The organism is Spirosoma sp. 48-14 (genome assembly GCF_001898575.1).
GTDB lineage: Bacteria > Bacteroidota > Bacteroidia > Cytophagales > Spirosomataceae > Spirosoma.
On the sequence record NZ_MKUD01000023.1, the window covers coordinates 24,975 to 42,738 of the forward strand.

Here is a 17,764-nt window from a genome sequence, read left to right on the forward strand (position 1 = left end):
AACTGCGTTTTGCCCTGGTAAGGTGAGGGCAGATTCTCAAATCTGCCCTGGTGAGGTTTCTCAAAACCGAACCAGACATACCGTTCGGTTTTGAGAAACCGACCACGTCAGGTTTAAGAACCTGACATCACGAACGCAAACAGCTTCTTAAACTTTCCCTAATCGACTCATAATGACACTTTTCAGCCACGCTGATCAGTACCCCGGATTTTGCGGGAATTTAGGTCCATCAACCACCCGGTCTATTTGCGACTGCGGAATGGGTCGTAGCATATGGAAATCCTGAATGTAAGGCGCAGCTTCCGGGTTCCAGGCTTTTACCCGGCGCACCAGCGAGCGGGTACGAACCAGGTCATGCCACCGTTGCCATTCACCGAAGAATTCGCGACTACGCTCATCCAGAATAAAGTCAACGGTTACATTATCAGCCGTAATGGTCATGGCCGTCGCAGCGGCAGCGTTTTGAGCAGCCGTATTTGTTTTCCGGTAAGCGGCTCGCTGCCGAACTACGTTCAGCAATGAGGCTGCCTTAGTTGCATCACCTGCTTTTAGGTAGGCTTCGGCGCCCGTCAGGTACACATCCGAAAAACGGTACAACACACAAGGGCGGGTCGATGGGTCGTTGAAGTTAGCGCCACGGCTCGGGTCCATGAATTTCTTCAGCGCCGGAAAAATGCCATTATCCCACATGCTTGGCGGTACAACAAGGCCCTTGAATGGACGTGTACCGATGAACTGGGGAGCGCCTTCGACTTCAAAGTCGGGGATCCAAACGGCTGTATCCGCCCCTGCTACTGTCGTATAACTAATACCCCGCTTGTTATTGGCGGCTGTAGCACTGTTTGTAACCGAGATGTTAGAAATATACACGGTATAGAACGAGTTCAAAAACCGTGAATCGACCGTGCGATTCGTAAAGGCCTGATCCAGAAAATAGTTCTTACCGGCATTCGCTCCCGTAGTCCATTTATAGCTATTGGGCCGCATCCGTACATACGGACGCCCATACTGTGAATCCCGGGTCATGAGCGACGTACCACTATTAACGTATCCGCCCGTGGCACTTTTGTAGGAATTGATACCACTGTTGTTTGGATAATTCCAGTTTGTAAACCAGGGGCTCAGGTTTTGGGCCGCTCCACCACTAGCTGCTCCGCCGACTGTATAGTAGCCATATTTGGGATCAAGCACGTGGTCGCTGACAAACATGGTTTCTTTTCCGTAATCATTGGCGGGTACAAACGCATCGCCATAGTCCTGCCATAAATCGAGACCGTACGATGATTTATTAGCAATGATATCCGCACAGATAGAAGCGGCCTGCGTAAAATCAGCGGCTGTATTGTTGAGCCAGCCACGCGTTAAGTACGCCTTCGCCAGCAGCAACTGGGCTACCGGTTTAGTAGCGGCTTTCCCCAGAAACGGCGCGGTTGGTGTATTGGGCAGATCAGCAGCCGCTTCGGTCAGATCCTTAATGATTTGTTCATAGACCTGAGCCGCCGGCTGGCGAGAAGCTGCCTGAGAAGCAACCGTAATAAAGGTGGTATTGAGTGGCACATCGCCCCAAGTTTGAACCAGATAAAAGTACCAGAAACCCCGTAGGAACTTGGCCTGAGCCAGGTATTGCTTCCGGGTTGCCTCAGGCAAATCAATCGTCTGCCCATACTGAAGCACACCATTCAGCGTATTGATGTCCTGGAAGGCAGTGCCCCAGGCTGCACCAAAGTTGCTCCCGTTGATGCCATTATAGGTGTAGGCTGTACCACCACCTGAGCTGGCCCCCTGCAAAAACTCATCGGTACCCGCCTGCATTTCAACGGTGAATCCTTCCGTACCCCACTGGGATCGGATATCATTATACACCCCGGCAATGCCCCCTAGCACCCCCGCTGCGCTGTTGAAGTAAGACGGAACAATTTGTGACTGTGGATTCTCCTCCAATATTTTTTCGCAGCCTGTACTCATCAGAGCAGTCAGGCTAACGATAAATCCAATTTTTATTGCTTTCATGGGAATGTCGACAGTTAGAATTTAAGATTGACACCAAACGTAAATTGGCGAACGGGCGGGTTGTTGAGGTTTATGGCAATCTGACGCTGCTGGGTGGCCGTATCCGCTCCCTGGGAACTTACGGTAGAGCTTGCATAGCCGTTCCCTTCTGGATCGACAGCCAGTTTATCGCGAACCAACGGCGAATACAGGATCAGCGGGTTGGTGACGTTCAGATACAGCCGGGCCGAGTTCATACCCACTTTTCTGAGAAACTGCCCCGAAACCGTGTAGCCCAGGTTAATGCTTCTGACTTTAATGAACGAGCCGTCATAATACCCCAGTGTTGAGGCAAAGTAGGCAACCGCACTACCCGCGTCAGGTGCCGGGAAGGCATTGGTTGGGTTGGTCTCGGTCCAGTAATCAACTTTCACCTGATTGGAACGCGCCTGGTTGAAGAAGGCGAATCCACCGCCACCGCCCGAATTACCAGTCAGGTAGGGAACCACCACTTTCATGCCCATGCGGGCAAACGTAACGATAGACAGATCGAAGTTTTTATAGTTGAACCGATTGGTCAGACCAGCCTCAAACTTGGGTTGGAAATTACCCAGAATCTGCCGGTCAGAAGGGTCAATCTTGCCATCGCCATTGACATCTTCCACCCGAATCTGGCCAGGGAATTGAACCGGCGAGGTTTGTTTGGCCAGCGTTCCATTCTCTTTATCGGAGGTTTGCCAGATACCGATCTTCTTGTAGTCGTAGATGACCGATAGGGGTTGCCCAACAAACCAGCCTGCGCCCACGTTCGATAGTTCGGTTGGGGTGGTGAGCTGGGTGATTTTCTCGCGGTTGAAATAGTAAACGGCATCCACGCTCCAGTTAAATCCTTTGGGATTTCTGAAGATATCGACTGTCAGCGACGTTTCCAGACCTTTCCCTTCCGTTTTGCCCAGGTTTTTCAGCGTCGATCCAGCACCGTTACTCGCTGGCAGCGGCACCGATAGTAGAATGTCTTTCGTTTTCTGATGATAGTAATCAATCGAACCTGTAATGCGGTTATTCAATACGCCAAAATCAAGACCAAGGTCAATCTGTTCTGTCGACTGCCAGCCTAAATTGGTGGCTGGAAGGCTGGTAACTGTATAGGCCAACTGCTGACCAGCCGTGCCGGTACCGAAATTGTAATAACCGGCCGACAACGCTCCGAGCGTTGCATAGGCACCTACGTTCCGGTTGCCCGATAAACCCCAGCTACCCCGTAGTTTCAGGTTCGAAATCGTTGGAACACTTTTCATAAACGGCTCCTCGATGATATTCCAGCCTGCTCCAATGGCCGGATAGTTAAAGTATCGATTGGCGGGCGAGAGCGTCGATGAACCATCCCGGCGCAACGTCAGGGTCAGCAGGTAGCGGTCGTTGTAACTATAGTTTACCCGACCCATGTACGAAAGCAGGCCCGTTTCGGAAAACGAATTCCCAAAGTCCGAAGCGGCAACGGGTGTGCCGGAAGCCAGTGAGAAATTCCCCGTTTTAATGTAATCGGCCGGAACCCCCGTGATCGTAAACCGGCTACCCAGCGAATGGTTCTTGGTATACTCGTACAGTGCGGTAGCGCCCAGTTTATGTTTGCCAAACGTTTTATCGAAATACAACAAATGCTGGAGGTTTACATCCCAGTATTCGGTATTGCTGATCTCGGCGTTGGACGACGACTGAACCGTAGCGGTGTTAAAATAGGTTAGCGGGCCGTTATAGCCATTGAAGTTCGACTGGCTGAAATTCAAACCGGCATTGAAGCGATAGCGTAAACCAGGTAGCAGGTTTACCTCGGCATATAAGCTGTTGAAGGTCCGTAACGAACGAGTGGTATTCAAATACGAATCTTTCTTGGTGATGATCGTCAATGGGCTGATCCGGGCGGCATCGATGGAGCCTTCTGCCGGAAACAGGTTTACCGAGCCATCCGCATTATAGGGCGAAGCCAACGGCGTTAAACTCACCAGACCACCCGGAATTCCACCACCTCCTGGTGTATTGGTATAGGTCAGGGTATTGAGCGTATTCAAGCCAACCTTAATCCGCTTGCCAATGCGCTGGTCGATGGTAGCCCGAATGTTTACCCGGGTAAAATTTTGACCCGGAATAATCCCTGTCTCATTGAAATAGCCAAGACCCAGCGAATACTGCGTATTTTCGACACCACCCGTCATTCCCAACTGGTGGTTGGTCATGAAACCTGATTTGTAAATCAAATCCTGCCAGTCGGTCGAAACACCAGCGGCTAAGGCGTCCTGCTCTTTCTGGGTGAGTGGATAGGCCGTAGTACCGGGAGCCGTCCGATTGTATTTAATGGCGTCAGCTTTAAACTGGGCATATTCTGAGCCGTTAAAGACATTGTATTTGCCCATGATGTTAGTTACGCCATGATAGCCGTCGTACGAGAATACCGGCTTTCCCACTTTCCCCCGTTTAGTAGTTACCAGAATAACGCCCCCTGAACCTCTCGATCCATAAATCGCCGTAGCAGAGGCATCTTTCAGAATCTCCAGATTAACAATATCGTCCGGATTGATATCATTCAGTCCTCCGTAGGGTATCCCATCCACGACAACTAACGGTCCATCCAGGTTATCGCCCGTGCTTGGGTTTGTGCTACTGGTCAGCGTCCGGTTACCCCGAATACGGATTTGGGGCTGCGCACCGGGCGTTGTTCCGTTACTCACAATAGACACCCCGGCAGCCCGACCTTTTAGCTGATTGAGCAGGTTAGGAGCAGGCACTTCCTTTAAGGTAGTCTCATTCACCGACGCCACAGCTCCCGTAATGTCGCGCTTGCGCTGCGTACCATACCCAACGACCACTACTTCAGTCAGTGTTTTGTCATCAGCAGCCATCGTAATATTAACCACCGACCGAGACCCTACGGCTGCTTCCTGAGTCGCATAGCCGATGAAGGAAAAAACCAGTACCGTACCCGCGTCGTCGGGAGCCGACAATCGGTAATTACCATTAACATCGGTGGTTGTTCCCCGCGTTGTATTCTTTATTTGAATATTTACGCCTGGTAACGCTTCTCCGTTTTCACCCGTGACCCGGCCCGTGATCTGCCGGTCCTGCGGCTGCTCCAGTGGAATCTCACCCGAGGTTTTATCCTGCGGAATCGCAACTGGGGCTATGTCCCGCTTAATAACGATCTGCTGGCCAACCACCTCATAGCTCAGATTGAGCGGAGACAAAATGTGGTCTAATACGAGCGAAAGACGCTCATTTTTAGCCTGGTAGTTAATCTTTCGTTTCGACTGAATGATTTCCCGGCTAAAGAGGAATTGAACATTCGCCAGTTTTTCGATCCGTTTGATCGTTACCTCAACATCCTCGTTTTGTGCTGAGATACTAACACGCCGAGTTAAAAGCTCCTGGGCTTTACCATCCAGAGCTAAGCTTACATTTGTCAATGTAAGGACGAATAAAAGTTGCAGGCTTGAAATTCTCATAATCCTGAGCCATACATTACGGTTCAATAGACAAGAATGCATAGGTTTGTAATTGTTGTTGGTTTCTGGGAAGAACTGACAATAAAGCGCTGACCCCTGCAAGTAAAAGGGGAATGTGTAGGCAAGACACATTTAGGGCGTTTCGAGCGATAGTGTTGGCAGCACTATCGCTTTTTTGGTTAAAAAGCGATTCGTACTAATGCATAGCAATACGATGGGTTATGGGTTGATAGATAATTAACTACAGCCGCTACTGTGGATGAATATCTGATTGTCAACAACTTCGTACGTTGACTCAGTAGCCAGGCAGATCAGCCTGATTTTTTCAAGAAATGGTACATCGTTGAGTTGCCCGGTAAAGGTGCAGGCGCGTAACAACTGCCGATCATAGCGGATAGGCATATGATAGCTGGCCTCCAACTGGTCAAACACGGTTGGAATGGGCGTGTAGTTGTACGTAAACTGCTGGCTAACAATAGTGGAAGCCCCCTCTTCCGGCACAAAATGATCGTGTTTGATCAGTTGCTTTGTGTTTGTACCAAGTTTAAGTTCCTGGTTTACAGTCAGTAAAATAGGCTTATTGGGCGAATTCGTTGGTGTAACCGTCACCTTCCCTGTTTTTACCTTCACATAAGCCGTTGTCTCCTTAGCAAAAGCGTGCACCTGGAAACTGGTTCCCAGTACCTTTGTGGTTAAGTTGGCCGTGTACACAATGAATGGTTTCGCTGGATTTTTGGCTACTTCAAAGAACCCCTCTCCCTGAAGGTAGACCTCACGGAGCGTATGGCCGGTCTGCTTACGAAAACGCAGCTCACTACCTGTTGATAGAAGTACCGATGAATTGTCGGGCAGGAGTACGACCAACGATTGGCCCGTAATGTTCTTGACAATCTTCCACTCCCGATCCACTATAGGCTGTTTGGTCTGAATGCTGGCTTCAGCCAACGGATTGACGGAAGTGCGGCCCAGTTGAAACCAGATAATCAGGCCGATTGCGGCAGCAGCACTGGCCCAACGCCCCCAATGCCAGCCTGGTAGTGGTCTGGTAACGGTAAACGTATCAGGCATTTGGTCTATAATCTCCGCAGTTTTGGTCTGTACCTGCTGATCCGAGAGTTCGATCGTCTTACCCTGCAACGTCAACAAGGTGACTACTGCCTGTTCGTATAGCTCCCTTTTCTCGGGGTGCTGAGCCAACCAGGCCTGCCAGCGTACCCGATCATCCGGCCGTCTTTCCAGCACCCACGCCCGAAAAGCGTCATTCTCTAGGAATTCCTCAACAGTTGACAGATTCTCGGGCAGGTAATCCATTGGTACTTTTCTACTATTTTTATTGATAGTATGAAGAAGCCCCCCAACGATACCCTACTTAAAGTGAATTTTTTTCAAAAAAAATACCACCTGTGCCGAGCCGCCTGTAAGTAGGATAGATAACTGTTCGGAAAAAAGGTCTAGAAAAAGAGTCTGTTTACCAAAACACAGAAGGCCAAGAAGACTGGCGAAAGCCACCTGCTTCGAAGTTTATGAATAGCTTTTTGCAGAAAATTGGATACCGATTGACGATTTACGTTCATCACCTCAGCGATTTCGGGTATGGACAGATTCTCGTAGTAGCGTAAGTAAAGAGCCTCCCGTTCGCGAGCTGGCAACGAAGCCAGTAGCTCCTGTATCGTGTTTGTTAAACTGGTTAATGATTCCCGTTGAATCAATAACGTTTCTGAATCCGTCTCTTCTGCCACAGAACTATCCCAGTCCAACTCGTCAACAAAAGCCCGTTTTTGCGACCGCAGGTATTGAAGCACATGATGGCGTAAGGCTTTGAATAGATAATGCTTGACAGATTCTGTCGCATTGATCTGGAGTCGGTTTTGCCAGAGCTGCAAAAAGAGGTCCTGAATACAATCCTCTACAACCAACTCATCGACCATAAATTTTAACCCATAGTGCTTCAGCGCACGATAATACCGCTCGGCCAGTTGGCCCAATGCCTGCTTATCGCCATCACGATATAACTGCCATAACGCCTGGTCCTGAAGAGTCATAAAAGTATCAAAATCTATGCGTTGCTTGTTGATGAAAGAGTTATCATTAGAAGTTAACCACACCCCAGAACGCTTTCTTGGGCTGGTAATTCTGATCAAACAAAAGTGGATAGTCTTTGCGTCCGGCAACGGGAAAATTGTCCAGCCAGGTTGCTTTGTCTGAAACGTTCCAGAAGGTAACACCCGTTACTTTTCCTTTATACTTGCGGAATACGTCGAACAGCATCTTGTATTGGGTAGCCTGTTTATCAGCCATTTCCTGGGTAAACTCCGACTTATCGGTCTCCTTCCGCGGACGTCGCTCATGCTCTTTTGGATAGACAGAAAGGTCAAGTTCAGTGATTTGTACGGCCAGGCCAAGGCTCGCGAACCGATTGATAGAGGCCTCCAGTTCCTGGGCAGATGGCTCATAAATGGACCAGTGGCCCTGTAAACCAACCCCATGGATCGGAATTTTCTTGTCTTTCAATTTCTTGACAACCTGATAGATCCGGTCCCGTTTGGATGGGTTTTCGGTGTTGTAATCATTATAAAACAGCACCGCTTTCGGATCGGCTTCATGGGCGTATTGAAACGCTTTTTCGATATACTCCTCCCCTACTATCGTGTAAAAGTTAGACTGGCGATAGATCCCGGTGCCAGTATCAGGAACCGCTTCATTAACAACATCCCAGGCATAAATTTTGCCTTTATAGCGGCTCACGACATCCGTAATATGCCGTTTCATCCGCGCTAACAGCACCTCTTTCGTTACCTGCTTTCCTGCCGAATCGGTAAAGAACCATCTGGGCGTTTGATTATGCCAGCAGAGTGTATGGCCCCTCACCCGGATACCTTTCTGGCTGGCGAAGTCAACAATGGCATCGGCATCGTCCCAGAAGTACCGATTCTCCTGGGGGTGGATAGGCCCCATTTTCATGGCGTTTTCGGGGGTAATGCTGCTGAATTGCTGCGTAATTAAGTCAGCTTCGGGGCCTTTGAGGTTTCGTGGAGCCACAGCGACACCCACTGGAAAATAATTTTTATAAGCCTCTTTCAGAGTCCGATCCTCAGCTGGATTAATCGGCTTGAATTGTAAACTAATCAGGCAAATGCCAGCTAGAATAACACTGTAAGCAATTGATTCGTTGACTGATAACATAGCTTTGAATACGCTCTAGTGTTAAAATACACTACTATTTTTTCCTTCAGACTTACTTGTTTTCCTCTATCGCTCGATCGGGATGCCTTACCCTTACTTGTTTTTAGCCCACCCCTTAATGACGTACAGCAGTCGCTAATGAATACTTTCAGCATGACAGAAGTGTCTTTTTGACACTTTTTCATGTAAAAAAAATTAGCTATAAAAACATAGCCAACTGCTCTAACTACTCATATATGAAGCTTCCTATTGGTTAACTAAGGCCTGGCTTTGAAATGACAAGCCTGCTTCCTTTGATTAATAATACAATTTTACAGCAATATAATTATAACACCCAAATAATTTTAATAAAAAACTGATGCTGTTTAACATTTCCTTAACGTAGTTCAGCCTATGTTACATACACAGGTATGTTCCGCTATAACAAATCTACACTTAATGCCTATGCCAGTCTTCATAAAACTCATGACCACCCACCTGATTGATTATTGCTTTAGCTCCGCCTACTGTCCATTCTTTTCTTTTCAACTCAATGCAGTTCGCACAATGCCTTCTAAGAAAAACTTTACTTTGTCAATTGTTACAATAATTTTGCATTATAAAATTAAAAATCAATGATTCAAGTAATTAACCGGGCACTGGACCTGCTGGAATTAATAGCCAATGAACCCGAACAACCCAAATCCCTGGGTGAATTGGCCGATGGGCTCAGCCTGAATCATGGTACCTGCGCCAACATTTTAAAAACTCTGGTAGCCCGTGGTTACGTTGAGCAAATTGGAACAAAAAAAGGCTATATTCTGGGTGCGAAATCCTATACATTAACCGGGAATGAAGCCTACCAGAAGGATTTACTCGAAGCGGCCCGTGAGCCAATGGAGACGCTGACCCGATCAATCAACGAAAACTGCCTCTTAGCCGTACTTAAAGATAATCAGCGAGTTGTCATACACAGAACGTTTGCAGAACAGGACTTACAAGTCCGCACAGCCGACCTGAAACCGATATATGATTCAGCTTCAGGGAGACTCCTGCTGGCTATGCTCCCTAAAGAAAAAATTCTGCGCTTTGTGGTAAAATATGGACTTCCAATAGGTGATTCATGGCCCGAAATTCAGTCCGAAGCTCAGTTGCACGAAGCCTTATCATTGATCCATCAGGAGAAACTAGCCTTACAAACTATTCCCAATCGGCATGTTATAGGGCTAGCTGTACCGATTTATAAAAATGGGCTTGTTGTATCGAGCCTGAGCATCTACCTGCCTGAGTACCGTTATATGACCATGGATAAACGGAAACTTGTGCTCTCGCTCCGAAAATGCGCCGATGAAATTAATAACAAACTGATATAGAATACTATACGGTTAATTATTTGAAAGGCTTCGGCCTTTTTTTTATGCCCTATCAATAAACCACTCCTCAGTTAAAACGAGATTTTTTATGAAAAATCAACAAAGAATTTGGAGTTAATCTATAAACCGCCTTACTATTGTAATAAAATAAAATTAATTTTTATATTATAAAAATTAACCTTAAACCTTACTCCTAATGAAACAATGTATATGCAGATGGATCAGTGTCTGCTTAACCACTCTGCTTAGTTGCTCGGTTGGGTGGGCCCAGTCGGTCGTAACAGGGAAGGTAACTGGAGCGGGCGATAATGCAGTTCTACCCGGTACCACTGTATCACTGAAAGGAACCACTACCGGAACAACCACCGATGCCAATGGAACTTACCGGATTTCGGTCGGTAGCCAGTCAACTGCAACGCTGGTATTTTCGTCAGTGGGTTTTCTAAGTCAGGAGATTGCGGTTGGCAATCAATCGGTTATCAATGTGAGCCTAGCGGTCGACACCCGGCAACTGAATGAAGTTGTTGTTGTTGGCTATGGCACGGTACGAAAAAGCGATTTGACCGGCTCACTAGCCCAGGTAAAAGCCAAAGAACTCTCTTCGTTTCCGGCTCCCAACGTGCTACAGGCGTTATCGGGCAGGGCACCTGGAGTACAAGTGATTCAGAATACGGGGGCACCAGGTGCCGCCATTAGTGTTCGTATCCGGGGGGCGAACTCGGTTCAGGGAAGCAATGAACCCTTATATGTGATTGATGGCTTCCCTATTGCGGGTGGCAGTCCGTCTATTTTGAATAGCAACGATATTGAGTCGATGGAAATTCTTAAAGATGCATCGGCTACTGCTATTTATGGGTCACGGGGGGCAAATGGCGTCGTTCTGATTACCACGAAACAGGGCAAAGCAGGCAAAGTTCAGGTGGACTATGAAGGAAGCTACAGCGTTCAGTCGCTTCGGAAAAAACTGGACCTGATGAATGCAAAAGAATACGCGACCTTTTACAACGAGCAAGCTACCAACGATGGCAAAGCCCCTTATTTCACTCAAGCTCAGATCGACGGATTTAGCCAGAGTTATGACTGGCAGGATCTCGTATTCCGGAAAGCGCCCATGCAAACGCACAACCTGACCGTAAGTGGAGGTAACGAAAAAACCCATTTCTCTATTGGTGGGAGCCTGCTTACGCAACAGGGAATCATTCCCAACAGTGATTTTAAGCGGTATTCACTGCGCGCAAATATTACCACCGATGTGAGTTCAAAATTCTCACTGACCTATGGGGCTACCTTAAGCAAAATCACGTCCAACCGCCAGAATAACTCGGGGGGTAATCGGGGATCAAGCTTGATTTCAGCCGCTATTTCGGCCCCGCCCACCCTGACACCTTATAACGACGATGGCAGCTATCGGGTCTTAACAACGGCCTATCCGTTTATCTCTAATGGAATTGTAAACCCCATCAATGTGATCAATGAAACGAGCGACAAGCTAGATGCAAACCGGATTCTGGCCAATGCTGCCCTGACCTTTAAACCGTTTGATGGGCTGGCTATAAAAATATCGGGTGGTATTGAGAATGCCGATGACCGCACCGATACCTACCAGACAACCAGGCTGATCAACTCGTTGGGCAATGCCAGCGTTGGCGTTACCCGAGCCACCAGTTTTCTCAGCGAAAATACGGTTAGCTACCTAAAAACGATTGGTCAGAAACACAGCCTGGCGGCTGTAGCCGGGTTTACGTACCAGGACTTTCTTAATACCTCATTGAGTGGCTCGGGCACGGGATTCCTTAGCAACGTTACCGAGACGTATAATCTGGCATCGGCCACTACACCCGGCATACCGAGCACGAGTTATGGTTTTAGTACGCTCCTGTCGTATCTGGGTCGTATTAATTACAGCTATAACAACCGCTACCTGGCCACCATTAGCTTCCGGGCCGATGGCTCATCGAAATATTCGGAGGGCAACAAATGGGGTTATTTCCCCTCTGGAGCGCTGGCCTGGCGTGTATCGGAAGAGCCATTCATGAAAAACGTTGCTTTTCTGTCGGACCTCAAATTACGGGCGAGCTGGGGCCTATCGGGTAGCCAGGCAATCAATGCCTACGCAACGCTCAACATGCTCTCATCGGGCAAAACGGTTTTCAATGATGCCCTCTACACGACATTTGCCCCCAGTACAACCCTACCCGGCGACCTGAAATGGGAGACGACTGAACAAACCGATGCGGGTGTCGATATGTCCTTTTTCAACAATCGCCTACATGCTACGGCCGATTATTACATAAAAAACACCCGCGATTTGCTCAATACGGTGCAATTGCCCAGTTCGTTCGGGTATACCACCACAATCCGTAACGTTGGCGAGATTCAGAATAAAGGCTTCGAATTTTCGGTAGATGGCCGAGTGATCGACAAAGCGGTTAAGTGGGATGTATCGGCTAACATCGCGTTCAACCGCAGTAAAGTCATTAAACTCTACAATAACCAGGATATTCTGGGCGGCAATTTCAATGTTACGCTGATTTCCGATGCGGCCAACCTGCTCCGGCAGGGTTTACCCGTAGGGGTTTTCTATGGCTACGTTGAGCAAGGTTATTCCGATAAAGGGCAGGTCGTTTACAAGGACTTAAACGGCGATGGCGTCATTAATCAGAACGATAAAACCGTTATTGGCAACCCGAATCCAAAGTTCATCTACGGCTTCAATTCGTCAGTGTCTTTCAAGGGGCTGGAACTGTCATTTTTTATTCAGGGCGTGCAGGGGAATGACCTAGCAAACCTTAGCGCGATTGGCAATACGCTCGATTTCAATTACGGCTTAAACATGCCCCATGAGGTATACCTCAACCATTGGACACCAACGCACACCGACGCGAAGTACCCCGTTATATCAAGCAAAAATTCCTATAATTTCTCCAATCGGAATATTGAAAACGGCTCGTTCATGCGGCTCCGTAACATTCAGTTAGCCTATACACTACCTCTGAAACAGTGGGGACTTAACAATTTGCGCCGGATACAGATCTATGCCAGCGGACAAAATCTGCTCACCATCACCAAGTATTCCTGGTGGGACCCCGAAGTCAATTCGCTGGGGGGAGCCAACTCCATTGGGCAGGGGATCGACTATTATACGTACCCAACTACCAAATCGGTCACGTTTGGGTTGCGAATTGGCTTCTAATCACTTTAAACCAAGGCCTTACTGAGTCATGAATTTCATACCTACTTTTTTACATCGCTACGTTAGAAAAGGGTCTCCTCTCCGACCCGGCCTAACTACGTTTCTTTTCCTCTCGGTACTGTTTTCGTCCTGCCAGGATATACTGGAAGAACACCCAAAATCCATTGCCGTCGAAACATTTTATAATACAACCAGCGAACTGGATGCTGCCGTAGCTGCTATTTACAGTGGCCTGCGCAACGCAACCAGTGGTATCGGGGGCGAATATGCAGCCCAACTGGAAGCCTACACCGATTACTGTTACGGACGGTCGGGAAGCAGTTACGCTATCCTGAGCGATTTTCAGGGGTTAAACAGTACGAATATTGTTCGGGTAGGCAATATGTGGACGGTCTTCTACCTCAGCGTTCGGAATGCTAACCTGGTTATTCAGAATGCTCCCAATGCTAAAAGTGTTTCGACCACCGACATTGCCAAATATGTAGGTGAAGCACGTTTCCTGCGGGCACTGACCTATTTTACGCTCGTCAAAAACTGGGGGGCAGTGCCTCTGCGTACGGAAGCGAACCTGGACCAGCCCAATGTTAAGCGGAGTTCGCCCAGCGAGGTTTACCAGTTAATTGTATCCGATCTTCAGAATGCAGAAACAACCCTGCCCGACAAACCAGCTCAGGTAGGTCACCCGTCGAAATGGTCGGCCAAAACTGTCCTCGCCGATGTGTATTTCTATCAGGGGAAAAATGCCGAAGCCCGCGACAAAGCCAATGAGGTAATCCAATCGGGAAAATACTCGCTCGTACCTATTACGAAAACCGACGATTTACAGAATATTTTCGGCCCGTCTGTAGTGACAACAACCGAGGAGATTTTTTACCTAAAATATACCCGCCAGGCCGGCCAGGGCATGTACTTTGTTATGTTTCCTAACCACCCCGGTACCAAATTTGTCGGCGCGGGCGGTTTCTACGGCATCAGCTCCGATATACGGAATTCGGTCTACGCAGCCTGGGACGACAAGGATTTGCGCAAAGGCAACTGGTACGTCTGGGATCTTGGCTTAGGCCCAACCAGTACACTTAGTAAAAAATTCATTGACCCGCAGGCCCCGTTTCAGGATGCCTGTGGTAACGACTTCCCCATGTACCGCTACGCCGATGTGCTGCTCCTCTACGCCGAAGCCGCGAGCCGGGCCGGGAACGGTCCAACGGCCGATGCGATGGAGGCTCTCAATCAGGTACACCGACGTGCGTATGGTGTTAATCCAACGACCGTCTCCAGCGTTGATTTCAAACTAAGCGATTATACCGCCAGCACCTTTAACGATCTGGTACTGAAAGAGCGTGGGTACGAAACCCAACTGGAAGCAAAACGCTGGCACGATCTAAAGCGGTTAGGGACCGACAAACTAAAGGCTGTTATTAAAGCTGCGGTCGGGAAAGATGTAGCTGACAAACATCTGCTTTGGCCCATTCCGGTATCGGAGTTGAATTATAATACGGCGCTTGCCGCCACCGATCAGAATCCTGGGTATTAGGATAATGGACAATGGACAATGCATTTTATCAGTCTGCCTACTCTCACACTATCAATTCTTCATTGTTCATTGTCCATTCATTTTCAGATAGGTTGGTTGGTCAGGTAGTCGACCCATGTTGACTACCTGATTGTTAGAGTTGCATGCTTCCTTTATCATTTTGACCGTATTGACTTACAGTACATGAGGCAGTTTATTCATATCCTATTGCTGGTGGCCTTTGCCTTTCAGGCTTCAGCCCAGCTTTCCGACGACTACAAGAATCAATGGAGTGACCCGGCAGTGCAACAACGAATTGCCGACGGTATCCGCGAAAACCGCATGGGTGCCTTCACCATTCAGTTTACCGATAAGGACGGCAATCCGGTTTCGCCGGGCGAGGTTTCTCTAACCCAAACTCACCATGACTTTTACTTCGGGGCCAATGGATTTATGGTGAAAGGGTTCAAGAATCCGAAAGAAGATGCACTCTACGAAGAGTACTTTACGAAGCTATTCAACTTCGTAACAATTCCCTTCTATTGGCCTGAACTGGAGCCGGAGCCGGGTAAACTGCGATTCGGGAAAGATAGCCCATACAGCTACCGACGTCCGGCACCCGATGTAGTGCTGGAATTTGCTCGAAAAAATAACATCACCCCCAAAGGCCATACGCTCGTGTGGGACAACCCGCGCTGGTCAATTCCAACCTGGCTGCCTAAGGATGAAAAAATCATGGAGCAGAAAATCAGCAAGCGTCTTCAGGAAATCGGTGAGCGGTATGGTCATGATATTCAGATCTGGGACGTGGTGAATGAAGTAACCGACCGCCACCCCGACGTGCTGATGCCTAAAGATTTTGCGTTTAAGGCGTTTAAGGAAAGCGAGCGGCTGTTTCCGAATAGTAATGTGTTTACGCTCAATTTCACGACTGGAATCTGGAACCGTAGCAACAAACGCGAATACAGTGCCGATTATCTGCTCCTCGAAAATTTGCGGTTACGTAACGCCAAAATCAACGCCATTGGCATGCAGTTTCACAACTTCAGTGAGCCGGAATATGAGCAGATTTTGAAAGGGAAAGCCATGACGCCCACTACGTTGTTCAATACACTCGATTTATATTCAGATTTCAATTTGCCGATTCACATTACTGAAATTACAGTATCTGCTTTATCAGACAAGGGGCCTGAATATCAGGCAGTGATGACTGAGAATTATTACAAACTGTGGTTCAGTCATCCGAAAGTAGAAGGCATTATCTGGTGGAATCTGGTCGATGGAACGGCAGCTCCGGCACGTATCAAATCAGACGGTACGGTAGTTCCTGGCGAAGACAAATGGAAAGGTGGGCTCCTGAATCGTGATTTCACCAAAAAGCCTGCTTACGACGTTCTTGACCGATTGATTAACAAGGAATGGCGCACAAACCTGACGACATCGCCTAAAAATAACGCGGTCAGTTATCGTGGTTTCTATGGTACGTATAAGCTGGTCACCCAGCGGAACGGAAAGAAATATGAGAAAGACGTTCAGTTCCCCAAAAGCGGCACACGTACGCAGGTTGTGGTACTGGACTGAAAATTAATGAATAATGTACAATTGATAATACATTGTATATCAGGATTGTACTGCCTTGTTTGTTTACGGTTCATTATCCATTTTTCATTACACATTATCCATTTACCTAAGCCTATGCGTTGTCTGAGTTTGTTTTTTCTGTTCGTTACGGTTCAAAGTCTGGCTCAATCGGCTCGATACGATTCGTTGTGGAGCGACCCGGCCACTGAAGCACGTATTCAACGAGGTATTGAAACCCACCGAAAGGGCGATTTCACACTGACATTGGTCGATAAACAGGGGAAGCCGATCCGCAAAGCAACCGTCGACATTCGTCAGACCAAACACGCGTTTCTGTTTGGGGCTAATATCTTTATGCTCAACGGGTTTCCGACAGCGCAGGAAAACGAAAAATACGAGTCGTTTTTTAGGTCGATGTTTAATCTGGCAACCATGCCATTTTACTGGAAAACGCTGGAACCTGAGCAGGGAAAGCCGCGCTACACGGCCGATAGTAAACCCATTTACCGTCGACCACCCACCGATGTCGCGCTCGACTTTTGCCGTAAAAATGGGATCACCCCACGCGGTCATACCCTTGTTTGGGACGAAGCCATGTTTGCCATTCCCGACTGGATGCCAACCGATACATCGAAAATGCAACCGATCATCGACCGACATATTCAGGAATTGGCCCAGCGCTACGGCGAAACCATCAAAACCTGGGACGTAACCAACGAACTGTTGATTTCACGCTATAAAGTGCCCATGCCTCCCGACTATGCCAGTAAAGCCTTTCGGGCGGCACAAGCCTATTTCCCCAAAAGTACACGGCTATTTATCAATGAAAATACCCCCAGTTCGTGGCAGGGATACCGCCGGGAATTCACACCCTATTACCTGCTGATCGAGAACTTAAAACTGAAAGATGCCCGCATTGACGGAATTGGGATGCAGTTCCATTTGTTTGAACAGCCTATGTTCGACAATACCGTGAAGGGTTTGGCGCACACGCCTGCCGAATTGTTTCGGGCTATGGATTTGCTTGGTTCGTTCGGTGTTCCCCTGCACGTATCGGAAATTACCTTCCCGACGCTGCCCAACAACGAAACGGGTTTGCAACAGCAGGCTAAGATGGCCCGAAACTTTTACCGAATCTGGTTTAGCCATCCGGCCGTTGAAGCTATAATTTACTGGAATACGGTCGACGGTACAGCTGTGGCGGGTGAAGACAAATGGAACGGTGGGCTACTCAATCGCGATTTTTCGCCCAAACCGGCTTTTACTATTCTAAACGATCTGATTAATAAAGAATGGAAAACCGCACTCACGACATCCATAACTGATGGAAAACCGATCACATTCCGGGGCTTTTATGGCGACTATACCGTAAAAGTGACCGTCGGCAAGAAGACTATCGAAAAGACATTTAAACTGGCTAAAGATCAGGTCAATACACTACAACTTGACTTATAAA

General features: G+C 48.1%; 10 protein-coding genes. 5 read left to right on the forward strand and 5 right to left on the reverse strand.

The window, feature by feature from the left end:
• Window positions 1-195: 195 nt before the first annotated feature.
• From BGO59_RS14360 to BGO59_RS14380, 5 genes are all read right to left on the reverse strand, one after another.
• On the reverse strand, window positions 196-2,010 hold the full coding sequence (locus BGO59_RS14360) for a RagB/SusD family nutrient uptake outer membrane protein (RefSeq protein WP_293684310.1): 1,815 nt from the start codon (window positions 2,008-2,010) through the stop codon (window positions 196-198).
• 14 nt (window positions 2,011-2,024) lie between these two features.
• Window positions 2,025-5,486, reverse strand: a complete 3,462-nt coding sequence (locus tag BGO59_RS14365; RefSeq protein ID WP_293684311.1) for a TonB-dependent receptor — start codon at window positions 5,484-5,486, stop codon at window positions 2,025-2,027.
• 237 nt (window positions 5,487-5,723) lie between these two features.
• Window positions 5,724-6,797: a FecR family protein gene (locus BGO59_RS14370; RefSeq protein WP_293684312.1), complete on the reverse strand. Its 1,074-nt coding sequence runs from the start codon at window positions 6,795-6,797 to the stop codon at window positions 5,724-5,726.
• A gap of 140 nt (window positions 6,798-6,937) precedes the next feature.
• The gene (locus tag BGO59_RS14375) at window positions 6,938-7,528 is read right to left on the reverse strand and encodes a sigma-70 family RNA polymerase sigma factor (protein ID WP_293684313.1); all 591 of its coding nucleotides are present in this window, start codon (window positions 7,526-7,528) and stop codon (window positions 6,938-6,940) included.
• A 46-nt stretch (window positions 7,529-7,574) separates the two neighbouring features.
• A complete protein-coding gene (locus tag BGO59_RS14380) occupies window positions 7,575-8,669 on the reverse strand; it encodes an endo-1,4-beta-xylanase (protein ID WP_293684314.1) in 1,095 nt (364 codons plus the stop codon).
• A 614-nt stretch (window positions 8,670-9,283) separates the two neighbouring features.
• Between BGO59_RS14380 and BGO59_RS14385 the strand changes: the two genes are divergently transcribed.
• The 5 genes from BGO59_RS14385 to BGO59_RS14405 all read left to right on the forward strand — a co-directional run bounded on the left by BGO59_RS14385 (window position 9,284) and on the right by BGO59_RS14405 (window position 17,763).
• A complete protein-coding gene (locus BGO59_RS14385; protein WP_293684315.1) occupies window positions 9,284-10,021 on the forward strand; it encodes an IclR family transcriptional regulator C-terminal domain-containing protein in 738 nt (245 codons plus the stop codon).
• 196 nt (window positions 10,022-10,217) lie between these two features.
• A complete protein-coding gene (locus tag BGO59_RS14390; protein ID WP_293684316.1) occupies window positions 10,218-13,214 on the forward strand; it encodes a TonB-dependent receptor in 2,997 nt (998 codons plus the stop codon).
• Window positions 13,215-13,242: 28 nt separating this feature from the next.
• Window positions 13,243-14,748, forward strand: a complete 1,506-nt coding sequence (locus BGO59_RS14395; RefSeq protein WP_293684317.1) for a RagB/SusD family nutrient uptake outer membrane protein — start codon at window positions 13,243-13,245, stop codon at window positions 14,746-14,748.
• 183 nt (window positions 14,749-14,931) lie between these two features.
• Window positions 14,932-16,308 (forward strand): endo-1,4-beta-xylanase, encoded by a 1,377-nt coding sequence (locus tag BGO59_RS14400; RefSeq protein WP_293684318.1) that lies wholly within the window; start codon window positions 14,932-14,934, stop codon window positions 16,306-16,308.
• A gap of 114 nt (window positions 16,309-16,422) precedes the next feature.
• Window positions 16,423-17,763, forward strand: a complete 1,341-nt coding sequence (locus BGO59_RS14405) for an endo-1,4-beta-xylanase (protein WP_293684319.1) — start codon at window positions 16,423-16,425, stop codon at window positions 17,761-17,763.
• Window position 17,764 lies beyond the last annotated feature (1 nt).

Bases quoted from the DNA above. Each gene is read 5' to 3' on its own strand.
- BGO59_RS14360 (WP_293684310.1), bottom strand. From the start codon at position 2,010: ATGAAAGCAATAAAAATTGGATTTATCGTTAGCCTGACTGCTCTGATG.
- BGO59_RS14365 (WP_293684311.1), bottom strand. From the start codon at position 5,486: ATGAGAATTTCAAGCCTGCAACTTTTATTCGTCCTTACATTGACAAAT.
- BGO59_RS14370 (WP_293684312.1), bottom strand. From the start codon at position 6,797: ATGGATTACCTGCCCGAGAATCTGTCAACTGTTGAGGAATTCCTAGAG.
- BGO59_RS14375 (WP_293684313.1), bottom strand. From the start codon at position 7,528: ATGACTCTTCAGGACCAGGCGTTATGGCAGTTATATCGTGATGGCGAT.
- BGO59_RS14380 (WP_293684314.1), bottom strand. From the start codon at position 8,669: ATGTTATCAGTCAACGAATCAATTGCTTACAGTGTTATTCTAGCTGGC.
- BGO59_RS14385 (WP_293684315.1), top strand. From the start codon at position 9,284: ATGATTCAAGTAATTAACCGGGCACTGGACCTGCTGGAATTAATAGCC.
- BGO59_RS14390 (WP_293684316.1), top strand. From the start codon at position 10,218: ATGAAACAATGTATATGCAGATGGATCAGTGTCTGCTTAACCACTCTG.
- BGO59_RS14395 (WP_293684317.1), top strand. From the start codon at position 13,243: ATGAATTTCATACCTACTTTTTTACATCGCTACGTTAGAAAAGGGTCT.
- BGO59_RS14400 (WP_293684318.1), top strand. From the start codon at position 14,932: ATGAGGCAGTTTATTCATATCCTATTGCTGGTGGCCTTTGCCTTTCAG.
- BGO59_RS14405 (WP_293684319.1), top strand. From the start codon at position 16,423: ATGCGTTGTCTGAGTTTGTTTTTTCTGTTCGTTACGGTTCAAAGTCTG.